The organism is Thalassotalea algicola (genome assembly GCF_012932965.1).
In the GTDB taxonomy this organism is placed as follows: Bacteria; Pseudomonadota; Gammaproteobacteria; order Enterobacterales; family Alteromonadaceae; genus Thalassotalea_F; species Thalassotalea_F algicola.
This window is the reverse complement of record NZ_JABBXH010000002.1, coordinates 15,150-28,935: the sequence shown is the minus strand read 5'-3', so window position 1 is coordinate 28,935 and position 13,786 is coordinate 15,150. Positions and strand designations below refer to the sequence as shown.

Genomic DNA, 13,786 nt, shown 5'->3' with positions numbered 1-13,786 from the left:
AAAGCACCTTGCAAATATATTACTTAATATTAGTAGACAGAAAGTGAGATGTATCTAATAAGTTATAAAATAAAAGTTGTAGCTACGAACTTCCGCTTTTGGCACTAAAGCGACTGTCAGATTTGATTAAGCCCTAAAAATATATCTGACGAAAAAATATCTATTATGCGCATTATAACTCAAAGTCACCAAAGTCCATTTCGTCTTTAGTGCATAAATTACTCTTTGCCGGTGGGTCAAGCAGCGATGGCTGCTTATTCTCTGGTTCTATTACTTCTTCTTTCACTTTTTTTGCACCGTCTTTACGTTTTTTACGTTGCTGACAGCGCTTAATGACTTTTTGCTTGTCATCAGAAGTTAACGTGATCCACTGCTGTCGTTCGTCACGGGTACGAAGACAACCTTTACAATAGCCCTTTTCATCAGATTGGCAAACACCAATACAGGGGCTGGGAACATCAAAAAACTCTAATTGCATTAAGTCTACTATTTATTAAACCAAGCTAAATTGAAGGTTATTTAGTGTGCTTACTTTACCCAGTATAGCTTTACTCTGTATAGCAAGCACACAATCTTAAAGCGGTTAAGCTAATTTGTCCGTAGCAATATGATAGTCAGGATCTTCAATCACATTAACTTCTACCAGATCACCGGCTTTCTTAAGTAGTTGCTTACACTCAGGACTCAAATGTACTAAATGTAAGGTTTTTCCACGGCTGATATAGCGTTCAGCTAAGGTATCAATCGCTTCAATGGCCGAGTGATCAGCAACGCGTGAGTATTTGAACTCAACCACGACATCATCACTATCTTCTTCCATATTAAACTGTTCTAAGAAGCTACTTACAGAGCCGAAAAACAATGGCCCGTGTACTTCATAAACTGTTGAGCCTTTCTCATTAGTAAAGCGCACAACGTTAACATGTTTTGCATGTTCCCAAGCAAACACTAGTGCGGAAACAATAACACCTACGATTACCGCCACTGCTAAGTCAGTTGCTACCGTAACACCCGACACTAAGACTATAACAAAGGCATCAGCCTTAGGTACTTTGCTCATAATTCGGAAACTTGACCATTCAAATGTACCAATTACCACAATAAACATTACACCGACTAATGCAGCTAAAGGTATTTGTTCGATTAAACCTGATGCAAACAAGATGATAGCGAGTAATCCAAGTGCAGCGGTAATACCTGATGCACGGCCACGACCACCTGAGTTTACGTTAATCATTGATTGACCAATCATGGCACAACCACCCATAGCACCGAAGAAACCATTAACTGTATTTGACGCACCTTGTGCGATACATTCTTTGTTACCACGACCACGAGTGCCAGTTAGCTCATCAATAAGCGTTAAAGTTAATAATGATTCAATCAAACCAATTGCCGCTAATACTAAGGCAAATGGTAAAATAATTTTGAATGTCTCAAAGGTGAATGGCACGTTTGGAATAGAGAACTGAGGCAAGCCACCAGCAATAGTTGCAGCAGGATCACTGGTCATGTCGCGTAGATAGTCAACTACCGTTCTAGCATCTAAATCCAGACTTTGTGCTAATAGTGTTACGACAATAATGGCCACTAAAGAAGAAGGAACTGCTTTAGTTAATTTAGGTAAGAAATGAATAATCGCCATGGTTAAGACAATTAATCCCACCATTGTCATTAACTGGTTACCTTGCATCCAAACAAAGATGCCCTCTTCATTAGCCACTTTAAATTGGCCAAGTTGGGCAAGGAAAATTACAATAGCTAAACCGTTTACAAAGCCCAGCATTACCGGATGTGGAACTAAGCGAATGAATTTACCTAATTTAAATATTCCAGCGAGAATCTGTAATATCCCGGTGAGCACCACAGTCGCAAATAGATATTCAACGCCATGCAACGCAACTAAGCTTACCATAACTACAGCCATCGCACCTGTTGCACCAGAGATCATGCCAGGGCGACCACCAAAGATAGAGGTAATCAAACCAACCATAAAGGCAGCATAAAGTCCCACTAATGGTTCAACTCCTGCAACAAATGCAAAGGCTACCGCCTCTGGAACAAGAGCTAGTGCAACAGTTAAACCTGAAAGCACGTCATTTTTCAGGCTAGACACCTTACTCGCATGAATTTCAAACATCGTTTTCTCGCGTAATTGTTTAAATCAATAGGATTAGAAATATTGATAGTGGCTAACAAAGGTTAGCTAACAAATTGACCAACTGCCATCAAACGTAGCGCTGTAACTAACGTTTAAATCGCAAATCGTCGGCAAATTAAAGGGGGTGGATAGTATAGATTTGTATGAAAAATGTCAATATCAGCCCTTGTGAATACTTACTAACAAAAGCTGATATGTTAATGAATTTTAATAAAAAATTATGCTGTAGTGCTTTCTCGTTGATGTAAAAACTCTTTAATTTCATCACGAGAGCCTAAAATATGCTGCTTAAGTAATGCAACGGCACCATCAATATCGCGTGCTTTACACAGCGACAATAACTCATTGTGCTCTGATTCAGCTTTAGAAATACCACCAGCCCATAGCAAGTGCATGCGGATATAGCGGTCAGCGTTTTTATTTAATGTATTTACAAGATCTTGCGTTTGTGGACGAGCCGCTGCCGAATATAAACAGTTATGGTAGTCAGAATTTAACTCGCTCCACGTATTCGCAGCGTTTTCTTTACCTAGCGCATTATCTAGCTTTTCCAACAATGAAGTTGCTTGAGCTAACGATTCATCAGTCAGGTTAGGAATCGATGCGGCTAGAAGATCAGCCTCTAACATCGCTCTCAATTCAAATAATTCGTCTACTTGATCGGCATTAAGTTCAGTGGCTGTGGCACCTTTATGAGGTTCAAATGCTACAAGTCCTTCTGCTTCCAATTGCAATAACGCTTCTCGCACTGGAATACGGCTTACATTTAATTCTTCCGCTAGTGCTGCTTGGCGTAATGGCTGTCCGGCAGTAATTTCACCACTAAGAATTTTCTCCCTTAATGTTTCCACTACCAGCTGTGTCCTAGTTTTGTATACGATGCCCATACTGATATTCCTAAGTTAAGTGCGGTTATTATAGAGATTGTATTTAGAATGCAAACCCCAAAAACGAAAAAAGAGCATTAATCATATAAATTAATGCTCTTGTACTTAACCTAAGTTAGCGTTAATCCTGAAGTAGGCTTGGTAACAACGCTTTAGGCATGTTTTGATAACAAATTGGTCGTTGGAAACGTTTTATTGCCTCACTACCAACAGATGTAGAGCGCACGTTAGTAGACGCTGGGAACGGCCCACCATGGTTCATTGACGCACACACTTCCACGCCTGTTGGCATTTGATTGTAAATTAAACGACCAACTTTATGAGCAAGAGGCTGAGCAATCGCTCTTGCCTGTTCAATATCGGCATCTACTGCATGAATACTTGCCGTAAGGTTTCCTCTTAACAGTGTGACGAACTGTTGCATCTGAGCAAAATCAGTACATTTAACGATTAACGCACATGAACCAAATACTTCTTCTTGAAGTGCTGGGTTTTCAATAAAATTTGCAATATCGGTACTAAACAAGGCTGCGGTACACAAATGAGCGTCGCCTTGTTGCCCCACCGCTAGCATTTTAACACCTGTTAAGTTTTGCCAGTGCGAAACGGTACTTTGATAACATTCACGAATACCAGGTGTTAGCATTACGCCAGCTGGTTGGGTTTGAATTGCTTCAATGGCCGACTGCTCAAAAGTAGCGTAGTTTTCATCATCTACAACTACCCAGATACCTGGACTAGTGCAAAATTGCCCTTGGCCCATCATTAATGATGCAACTAAACCTTGCGCTATTTCTGACGCATCAGCAGCTAGTTTATTCGCCATGACAAATTGCGGATTTACACTGCCAAGCTCACCATAAAACGGAATGGGCTCTGCGCGCTGATTAATTTGCTGCTGCAAAATCATGCCTACACGTTCAGAACCTGTAAAACCGACCGCTTTAACAAGCGGGTGAGTTACGATTTGGCTTGAAATTGCATAGTTCTCGCCTTGAATAAGAGAAAATACACCGTTATCTAAATCACAAAGTTCTATCGCTTTTAAAATGGCTTGAGCCACTAATTCTGCAGTTGCAGGGTGAGCCGTATGCGCTTTCATAACAACAGGACAGCCCGCAGCTAAGGCAGACGCCGTATCACCACCAGCAGTTGAAAACGCTAACGGGAAGTTACTTGCACCAAAGACAGCCACAACACCAACTGGTAAATAGCCTAGGCGAGTATCTGGCTTAGGCAATGGTTCACGGGTTGGGTTAGCATGTTCAATAATACCTTGATACTCACCACTGCGAAGTAAATTAGCGAATAAACCTAATTGGCCTACTGTTCGACCTCTTTCACCTGTGATGCGAGCAACTGGCAACCCTGTCTCTGCACTTGCCGTTGCAATTAATTCATCGCCAAGCGCAATAATTTGTTCGCCTATGGTATCTAGGAAATTTGCTCGCTCATTTGCAGTTAATTGGCTATATGTAATGAAAGCCTGATGCGCCTGAGTAATGGCAGTCTCCACTTCTTGTTCGCTTGCATCAGCGAATTTATCTGTCATGGGCTGATTTAATACTGCGTTAAAAGCAACAAAGCCTTCTTGGGTTTCGCCAGTCCACTGACCAGCAATGAGATTTTTACCTGTAATTGCCATTGTTATTTCCACGTTATTTATTCAAGTGACACACTTAAGTTATTTAGCTAACTTAAGCGTAGTAAGGTTTATTTAACCGTAAAACCAAATGCGTAAGGGTCTTCATCATCAATCGTGATACAGTTTTTGCCAAACACATGCGCCCAGCCTTCGATGCTAGGTTTAATTGCAGTTATTTTTCCTTGGGGAGTATCAACTTCAACAGTACCTTCAACGCAACCGGTAAATTGGCTACCAATATAGCTTTCATGCACAAATGGCTGCCCAACGCTTAATTTACCTTTTGCAAACAACTGCGCCATTCTTGCGCTAGTGCCGGTACCACAAGGAGAACGATCAATCGCCTTATCACCATAAAACACTGCATTTGCTGCTACCGAACTTTCTTTTTTAGGTGTTCCTGTCCAAAGTAAATGGCTAACACCGTTAACCGTCGGGTCTTCAGGATGAATGCAGTTAACCGCACTGCTTACGATGTCACGAATGATAGGAGACCAATGTAATAACTGCTGAGCTGTCCAATGTTCAATACCAGGAAAGTTTTCTTGCGGCTCAACAATTACATAATAATTACCGCCATATGCAACATCCACAATTAAACGTCCAAGTTCAGGCACGTCAATTTCTATACCCTGATGAGCTAAATAAGCTGGTACATTATATATTTTAACGCTGCTGACCTTCTCGCCCTGCTGCTGATATTCAACGTTAATCTGACCAGCTGGCACATCAAGCGTTAATTGACCCGGCACCTTAGGTGAAATTAAACCGTGTTCAATTGCTGCTGTTACTGTGCCTATAGTGCCGTGTCCACACATCGGCAAGCAGCCAGAAGTTTCAATGAACAAAATGGCAGCATCAGCATTTTCGCTGCATGGCGGGTACAAAAAAGAGCCCGACATCATATCGTGTCCTCTAGGCTCAAACATTAGCCCTTTTCGAATCCAATCGAATTCGTTTAAAAAATGCTGTCGCTTTTCACTCATTGTTTCACCAATAAGATTAGGATGGCCATTGGTCACCAACCTTACCGGATTACCACAAGTATGAGCGTCAAGACAAAAGAATGTACCTTTAATCATAGAGTTAATCTTTCTCTTTCATTAAAAATCAACATTGAGAGAATCAATGCTGGAAACAGTTCGGGATATTGTATACAATTTTAACTCTCAGACAAGTACTGATTAATAAAAATTTACTACGCACTGTGATTATTAACCAATTATCACTCGTATAAAAGCAGCAAATTACTATAGAAACGGATAGTTAACCAAAAGAATTTTATATATGAATCAATCAAAAAATTCGACATCACCTGAAGCAAAAGTACAAACTGTTGCTGTTATTGGCGCTGGTATTATCGGTATTAACTGCGCGCTTGAACTTCAATCACGTGGCTATAATGTCACGTTGTTTGATAAACAAGGAATTGGTGAAGGCTGCTCAAAAGGTAACGCAGGTCACTTTGCTACCGAGCAAGTGTTTCCGCTAGCACAAGCCAGTATGCTAAAGCAGTTACCTAAAATGCTTTTGGATCCATTAGGCCCAGTAACAGTTTCGCCTAGCCAGTTAATCAAAGCGCTGCCTTGGTTTCTGCAATTTATTTTTAATATGCGCCCTAATGCCGCGAAAAAAAGTGCCGAAGCGCTAAAGGCACTAAACTTACATGCCATTGATTATTATAAGCCATTGCTAAAAGCGGCTAATTGCGAAGAGCTGCTAGAAAACAAAGGCGCACTACTAGTATTTGAAGGCACACCATTACCAGAAATCAAACAGACACAACAACGGTTTCAAGATGCGGGAGTTAATGTTTCTCTTTATAACCAAGAGCAATGCAGAGAACTTGAGCCAGAGTTAAGTGACAATATTAAGTATGCACTATTTTTTCCTGATGTTGGGCACACAATTGAACCACACCAACTTTGTTTCAAGCTCACCGAGCTTGCTAATGAAAAAGGAATGCAGTATTTAAAAGGTGAAGTAAATAGTATTGAGCAATCTGGCATGCAGGTTCATATAACCAGTGACAATCAAACGTTAATATTTGATCATGCTGTGGTTGCAAGCGGTGCTTGGTCAAAGCCACTATTGAAACAGTTGGGGTACCATTTACCAATGCAAGCAGAGCGTGGCTATCATGTAGAATTAGCACATCACAATTCACTTTCACGCCCAGTAACCTCGAGTGAGAGAAAGTTTATTATGACGCCTATGGCTAATGGTTTAAGACTTGCTGGTACTGTTGAATATGCTGCGTTAACACAAAACGCTAATTATCAAAGAGCACAGCCATTGTTGCATCACGCCAAAGAGATTATTAATAACTTGCCAAGCGAGCGCAATCAGGATAGTCGCTGGATGGGGCCACGCCCATCACTTCCAGATTCATTACCGGTTATCTGTCAGGCAACGAATCATGATCATATATATTTCGCCGTTGGTCATCACCATTTAGGTTTAACGCAAGGTGCAATAACTGCAAAGCTTATTGGGCAATTAATGGATAACCAGGCAACCGATATAGATGTATCGCCTTATGATATAAGCCGCTTTAATTAACGGCTTTTAGGCAAAGTTTTTTGATGGTGAAGCGTTTTGAACAAATGCAATTGGCACTTTTACCTTAAAACAACAGCCGTCGTCTACATCAGGGCAAGTTATGGTGCCACCAAGCTTAGTATTAACTAGATTAAATACTATATTTAAACCAAGACCAGAACCGCCCTGCCCACGTTTAGTAGTAACAAATGGGTCGAAAATAGTTTTCTTAACTTCAGCACTAATACCATTACCATTGTCTTGATAAAGTAAGGTTAGATAACCGTTATTTTCACTGAACTTGATAGAGATATCGCCTTCGTCACGCCCTTCAAAACCGTGAATATGTGAATTCATTAGAAAGTTTGTCAAAATCTGGTTCCAAGCACTTGGAAAGGTAACAAACTCAAACTCTTCATCTAGTTCAATTTTAATATGATACTTTTTACGCTTAAACATGGTGCGTACTGTATTAACCACATCATTAACGTGTTGAGCTAAATTAATTTTAAGTTCAGGGTCGGTATGTTGTTCTACCGCTACAGATTTAAAGCCACGAATCAATTCAACAGATTTATCAAGGCTTCGCTCGATAATTTGTTGATACTCTGTCAATAAATCAAGCGTTTCAGAAAGTTGCGACTTAGTAAGCTCCTGATCGTTAACAGCTTTTTTAAGGGCATCAACTTTTTCTTTCAATGCGGTAATTGAAGTAACACAAATACCAAGCGGCGTATTTACCTCGTGTGCAACACCTGCAACTAATTGACCAAGTGAAGCCATTTTCTCTGACTGCACTAACTGATCTTTTGCTAGTGTTAAGTCGTCTAACGATTGTTTTAACTGATGATTGCTCTCTTCAAGTTTGGCTGTCCGGTCAAAGACTTTAACTTCAAGCTCACCATTTAATTTCAGCAAAGCATTTTCAGCGTCTTCTAATTTAACAATGTCACTTTGAATTTGTTGACGCATTTTATTAATGGCATCTACAAGAAAATCTAACTCATCTTTTGAATCAGGTCGATTTTCCAAGCTTAAGCTTAAATCTAAATTATCAGTTGCTAACTGCTGCGCATAACTAGTGATGTGGTATATATGACGAGTAACTAACCAATGCACCACAAACATAATAACAAAAGCAACTATGAATATTTTGATAAACTCTGAGGTAATGATAAAACCCGCTTTTTGCCATAACCTTTGGTAAATATCATCGTAATTTGCATAAACTTGAAGAACACCTATTTCGTTATCACCGTAGATAATCTTATATTCTTCAAAAATTCGCTGAGCAATAACGGATTTGTCACCAAATTCATGCTCGTTACCAAGGTCGGTAACAACTTTTACGTAAGAAATGTCCGGTAGGTCCACAATCCCTTTAATTTGTTGCTCCATTAATGGTTTATTAAAATCCCATAAACTAGTAGCCATAGAGGGAATGTAGCTAGTTTCAATGTTATTAAAGCGTTGCTCTAAACTTTCAATATCATCGCTATAATCTGCAAACAGCTGCAAGCCTGTCGAGACAAGAGAAAGAAAAATACTACATAACAAAATATAGCCAAGTACTCGACGGCTAAGTTTATTGTTGTAGTCAAACATCTTGCTCATAAAGGTCTTTTCACTCCAATGTGAAGTTTCTTGTTGCGTGTTTGTAACTTGAGGTTACTACTTTTATAGCTATTTCGCCAAGCTTGTCAACTAATTAGCGCATAAGTTAGTTACAATTAACATCGTAGCAACATATTAACTGGCCAATAACATATCAATTGCTGATTACATTAATTATTGCAGAAAAATGATTTTTTAAAATGAATTAGCACCAGATGTTATTGCCACTAACAAAAAAGCCAGCATATAGCTGGCTTTCTTAATTAAAGTCACCCAAATTAGTCTTTTCTCGATAGCATATATTTAGCTACCGCTAAACGAGTTTCCTCATCTAGGTAGTTTTGCGGTGGCATTTCAGGATAGTCTTCACGCTTTTTAACTGGGCTGGCAATATAGTCAGCTAAGCCTTGCGGGTTATCCATATATAGTGCTTGAATAATTTGTACAGGAGGACCTATCATTCTGCCAGTATAAGTATGGCAACCAGTACAAATACCTAGATATGCAATTTTACCTTTTTCACTACCTTTGATTTCTCTTGGTGGTACTGGCTCATCTAAAATATAGCTATCGATGGCATCAGTATTTGAGAACTCACACTCTTTCCAATCGTTGACACCGACAGTCACATAACGGTGACGATTGATAATACAACTATCACGGCTTGTACCAACACGTAAAATATCAGGATTACCTTGTTTAAACTCAGTTAGCATTAACGCCTTTGCTTCATCAATCGTGTCATAACCATTATTCATCATAAGATTGTTTAAAATCATCACTCTGTCAGGCTTAGAGTCAGCTCCTGGATCAATCGTCGTATTCGGCGCATTTTCATGGTCGGTTATAATAATGCCTGCCGTTTTATTCCCAGTAATGATGTTATCTTCAACAATGACTTCATCAGCAGCCATAATCAGAATACCCGTACCCGCAGGAATACCTGCTACGGTAGAGCCTGGCGCACCAAAGTTAGCGGTGTTATTGTTCACAATAAAGTTGTCACGAATAATGACATCAAACGTTGTTTTAATTGGTAAACCAGGTGTAATAAATGCTAAAACGCCACCGGTATTATCGTGAACATAGTTGTTTTCAACGATAGCGTGGCGAGAGTTTTCAATTTCAATACCGGCTACTGAATCAAACACTTCGTTGCGCGACACATGAATATTGTCACTCATGCCAACGTAAATGGCTGCATCTTCAATACCTGAAATAACATTCCCTTCAACAATACCGTTTTTACCTAGTTGAGGAAAAATACCGTACACACCTGTGTCTACAATAACATTATCACGTATTTCAAAGTTATTTCCGGCCTGCCCCATAATGGCATTGCCTTTATATTTAGTAATCAACATGTTTTGTACAACAATGTTATTACCTGAATAAAGAATAGCGTCGTTTAATTTACCTTGGCCATCCATTGTCGCGCGTTTACCTTCTTGGATAACACCTATAATTCGAATGTCATCTTTATCGATATACACGGTTTCGTGATAAGTGCCTGGCATTACTTGAATAGTATCTCCTGGGTTTGCAGCCTTAACAGCATCCATAATAGATTCGCCATCATTGACAACATGGGTGACACCTTCAGTTGTACGTTGTACTACAGCTGACTTAGTTGCTGACTGACTACTATCTTGGCTTTTGTCATAACCACCAGAATAACTAGCCCCACCCGAGCTGGCAGTTATTACCGGAGAGCCACTGCCTCCTCCAAAGTACATGCCTACGGCAAATGCAATGGCAATTAAAATAATGCCTAATACTTTATTCATATTGATCTCCGACCCTCTACTCTGATGTCTGGTTTTGGTTGTTATTATTATTTTTCTGTTGTGAAGCTTGATATTTTTCGTCTATCGGCGCTAAACCTGATGGAACTGTTTTAGGAATTGCAGGAGTTAAGCTTTCATCAGTCAATGCCCCTAAAAACTCAACTATCAAATCCAATTCTTCTTCTGTTAATTCTGGTTCCCATATGTGCCAATGCAGTTGTAACTTTTCATTTTTAGGTACAGCATGACCACGACCTTTGTTATAAAACTCCACAGAATCTCTCAATTTAGTAAAGTTTCCTGCATGCATATAAGGAGCTGTTTTGACAATATTTCTTAAGGTTGGCACTTTAAAGCCACCTCTGAGTTTTTTAGCCTCAAACGTTTTTTCTGCACCTATATCAAAAGGCACACCTTCGGCTTCTGCAACACCAATTACGGCAACTTGATTATTGGTAAATAACGGCGGTTGGTGGCATTCAGAACAACGAGCGACAAATGAACGAAAAATATTATGCCCTTGTTGTTCCTTTTCAGTCAGTGCCTCGTGATAGCCATGTGCGTATTGATCATATCGGCTATTAAGTGAAATCAATGACGTTTGGAAAGCCGTTAACGCCAAATAGATATCTTCTAACTTAATTTCACTGGAATCTGGGAATGCTTGAGCAAACATGCGTGGATAATGCTTATTATCTGCAAGTGTCGACAATAGCTGCTCTGGGGAGTTACCCATTTCCATTGGATCGAAAAGTGGGCCGGCAGCCTGTTGTTCTAACGTGTTTGCCCTAGCATCCCAGAAAAACTTATCTAAAAACGCAACATTCCATAATGTTGGCGCCGAACGGGCTACTTTTTCACCCGTGATACCAATACTGCGATCTAAGTCATCACTAAAACCTTTATCGGGTTGATGACAACTTGCACAGGAAACAGATCCGTCTTTTGACAGTGCAGGGTCGAAAAACAAATAACGGCCTAAATCTATTTGGGCAGGCGAAAATCCATCCCGATGTTCAGGCAGAGAAGTTTGTGTCCCTCCTACGCCACGACCTTGCACTGAATCATAGAACTGATACCGATTAACTAATCGACAAACACCAGCATTAGTTAACTCAAAACTTGGCGGACATTTGCTTGCTAACTGGAATCGTTCATTACTTGCAGCTATGGTATTTATACTTAACAAGCATCCAATAATTGCAAAGAAAAATAGAAGAGTACGCATACAATTATTGCTGTTGTGAAATGTAGAAAATAATGTCTGACAGCTCTTTGTCTGAAACAATTTTCGCCATCATAGCCATTTGTTTACCAAGCTTATCTTCAGCGTGACTACCACGCACTCCTTCGACAAAATTCTTCATTTGGCGTTGCAAATAGCTGACATCTTGTCCAGCTAGTCTTGGTGCATGAAATGACTTGTTACCTTCTGCCTTACCACCATGACAGGCGCCGCATTTAGCTTGATAATAACGAGAACCATTCATTAAATCGCCGCTAATTTCTTGCTTTGCCACTTTACCTGGAAGCGTTGCAATATAGTCAGCTAAAACGGGAACATCCTTGTTAGGTTCTAGTTGACTAGTCATTGCTTTCATTTGTTTACCAAGTACATCTTTTTCATGCGCTCCACGAACACCACTGATAAAATTTTGAAGTTGTCTTGTGGTATACCAAGCATGTTGCCCAGCAATTGCCGGTGCATTAACGGCACTATTGCCCTGCCCTTGTTCACCATGACAAGCAATACATGTTTGATAAAGTTGTTCAGGTGTATTAGCAAAAACAGCCGAAGGCGCAGTTAAGCTAATAACTACGACGAACAATTTCGCTAGTAAAGATATTGGGCGCATCGCAAACTCAAATGTAATTAAAACTTGAGTTCACTATATGATTGACAGGTTTTATATGCTGACGAATTCTAAAAAAAAGCTGACGAATTCTAAAATAACTCAGTATTAGTAGTGTTCAGCAAGCTTTTTACCATATTTAATCGTTGTTTTTAGCCATTATGCTTTTTACGATATTCTGTTGGCGTAATGCCATGGGTTCCTTTGAACGCTTTGTTAAAAGAACTTAAACTTCGAAAGCCGCTTTCTAAGGCAAGAGTTAAGACCGGAGTTTGAATGAATTCTGGCTTAATTAATTTTTCAGTCACTTCTTTAATACGGTAATAGTTTAAAAAATCATTGAAGTTTCGGTAATTCATTTCACCATTAATTAAATGCCTTAACTTGTATTCATGTATAGCTAGGTGCTTTGCAAAACTGGAAATTGTGATCCCTTCCTGTTGATAGAGTTTATCTTGCTCCATCGCTGAGATAATTCGTCCTAACTCTTTTGGTGGCATTGCGACTTCAGCTTTTGGTTGTTTAACCTCTGTTTTAGTGACAAAAAGTACTGATAATTTACTGTCAAACAAGAAGTAATTTATCGCAGTTATAAGTCCCGCCAACATGGCGCTTTTGATCACATCAAGACCCGTCCATTGCACATCTAATAACTGTTCTACGATAATAATTAAAACAATATAAACCGCTGATACTGATATTACACCGCCACGAATATAACGACGTTCTTGTACTAAATCACTACGCCAGCTTAGTAGCGAAACGTAAAGTGCATGAAATATTAACGACAACTCCAACGTCAGCTGTAAATAGAAATAGATAAGCGCAGCCGAAACAAATTCACGTAGTTCAAAACCAAAAGTAAGCTGAATACCTTTAGACGCTAGAGGGAGAATCAATGTTGATGCAGCAAGCCAATATTGCCAAGTTTTAATATGCGTTTTGTCAGCAAATACACTAAGTGCCGTTAACCAGAACACCCCCGGTAAGGCATTACCTGCAATAAAACCTATATAAAAAAGAGGAGCAGGCTCATAAGTATATAAGCCGCCAAGAATATAACCCGCGCCAGAAACCATCAATAGAATAAACAATTGAATTGACTGATTGTGACGACAATGCTTTACCAATAAAAGCACACATATAAATATTTGTGCAAAAGCAAAATGAGAAAAGAACAAACTTAGCATACAGTATCGTTATTTTTGTCTTATGCTGCGGATAGTTAGATCATACTAAACACAATTATTGAAAATGAAAACTTAAAAATTGTCACTGAAAATAAATTAAAGCCCAGC

At 39.5% G+C, this 13,786-nt stretch carries 11 protein-coding genes; 1 reads left to right on the top strand and 10 read right to left on the bottom strand.

Features of this window, described 5'->3' with window-relative positions; genetic code table 11:
- Positions 1-172: 172 nt before the first annotated feature.
- The 5 genes from HII17_RS04740 to HII17_RS04720 form a co-directional block, all read right to left on the bottom strand.
- On the bottom strand, positions 173-478 hold the full coding sequence (locus HII17_RS04740) for a DUF1289 domain-containing protein (RefSeq protein ID WP_169074216.1): 306 nt from the start codon (positions 476-478) through the stop codon (positions 173-175).
- Between the two features lie 105 nt (positions 479-583).
- Positions 584-2,140: a SulP family inorganic anion transporter gene (locus tag HII17_RS04735; protein ID WP_169074215.1), complete on the bottom strand. Its 1,557-nt coding sequence runs from the start codon at positions 2,138-2,140 to the stop codon at positions 584-586.
- Positions 2,141-2,379: 239 nt separating this feature from the next.
- Positions 2,380-3,048 (bottom strand): GntR family transcriptional regulator, encoded by a 669-nt coding sequence (locus HII17_RS04730; RefSeq protein WP_169074214.1) that lies wholly within the window; start codon positions 3,046-3,048, stop codon positions 2,380-2,382.
- Between the two features lie 121 nt (positions 3,049-3,169).
- Entirely contained in the window at positions 3,170-4,693 is a 1,524-nt protein-coding gene (locus HII17_RS04725; RefSeq protein WP_169074213.1) for an aldehyde dehydrogenase (NADP(+)), read from the bottom strand.
- Between the two features lie 68 nt (positions 4,694-4,761).
- Positions 4,762-5,775 (bottom strand): 4-hydroxyproline epimerase, encoded by a 1,014-nt coding sequence (locus tag HII17_RS04720; RefSeq protein WP_169074212.1) that lies wholly within the window; start codon positions 5,773-5,775, stop codon positions 4,762-4,764.
- 205 nt (positions 5,776-5,980) lie between these two features.
- Here HII17_RS04720 and HII17_RS04715 point away from each other — a divergent pair, with 205 nt between their 5' ends.
- Entirely contained in the window at positions 5,981-7,255 is a 1,275-nt protein-coding gene (locus HII17_RS04715; protein ID WP_169074211.1) for an NAD(P)/FAD-dependent oxidoreductase, read from the top strand.
- A gap of 6 nt (positions 7,256-7,261) precedes the next feature.
- Here the strand turns inward: HII17_RS04715 and HII17_RS04710 are convergent, their stop codons facing one another.
- The 5 genes from HII17_RS04710 to HII17_RS04690 form a co-directional block, all read right to left on the bottom strand.
- On the bottom strand, positions 7,262-8,848 hold the full coding sequence (locus tag HII17_RS04710; RefSeq protein WP_169074210.1) for a sensor histidine kinase: 1,587 nt from the start codon (positions 8,846-8,848) through the stop codon (positions 7,262-7,264).
- A 278-nt stretch (positions 8,849-9,126) separates the two neighbouring features.
- On the bottom strand, positions 9,127-10,635 hold the full coding sequence (locus tag HII17_RS04705) for a parallel beta-helix domain-containing protein (RefSeq protein WP_169074209.1): 1,509 nt from the start codon (positions 10,633-10,635) through the stop codon (positions 9,127-9,129).
- 16 nt (positions 10,636-10,651) lie between these two features.
- A complete protein-coding gene (locus tag HII17_RS04700) occupies positions 10,652-11,863 on the bottom strand; it encodes a cytochrome-c peroxidase (protein ID WP_169074208.1) in 1,212 nt (403 codons plus the stop codon).
- Positions 11,864-11,867: 4 nt separating this feature from the next.
- Complete coding sequence (locus tag HII17_RS04695) at positions 11,868-12,491, bottom strand: c-type cytochrome (protein ID WP_169074207.1); 624 nt, start codon at positions 12,489-12,491, stop codon at positions 11,868-11,870.
- Positions 12,492-12,640: 149 nt separating this feature from the next.
- Positions 12,641-13,678, bottom strand: a complete 1,038-nt coding sequence (locus HII17_RS04690) for a helix-turn-helix domain-containing protein (RefSeq protein WP_169074206.1) — start codon at positions 13,676-13,678, stop codon at positions 12,641-12,643.
- Positions 13,679-13,786: the final 108 nt, after the last annotated feature.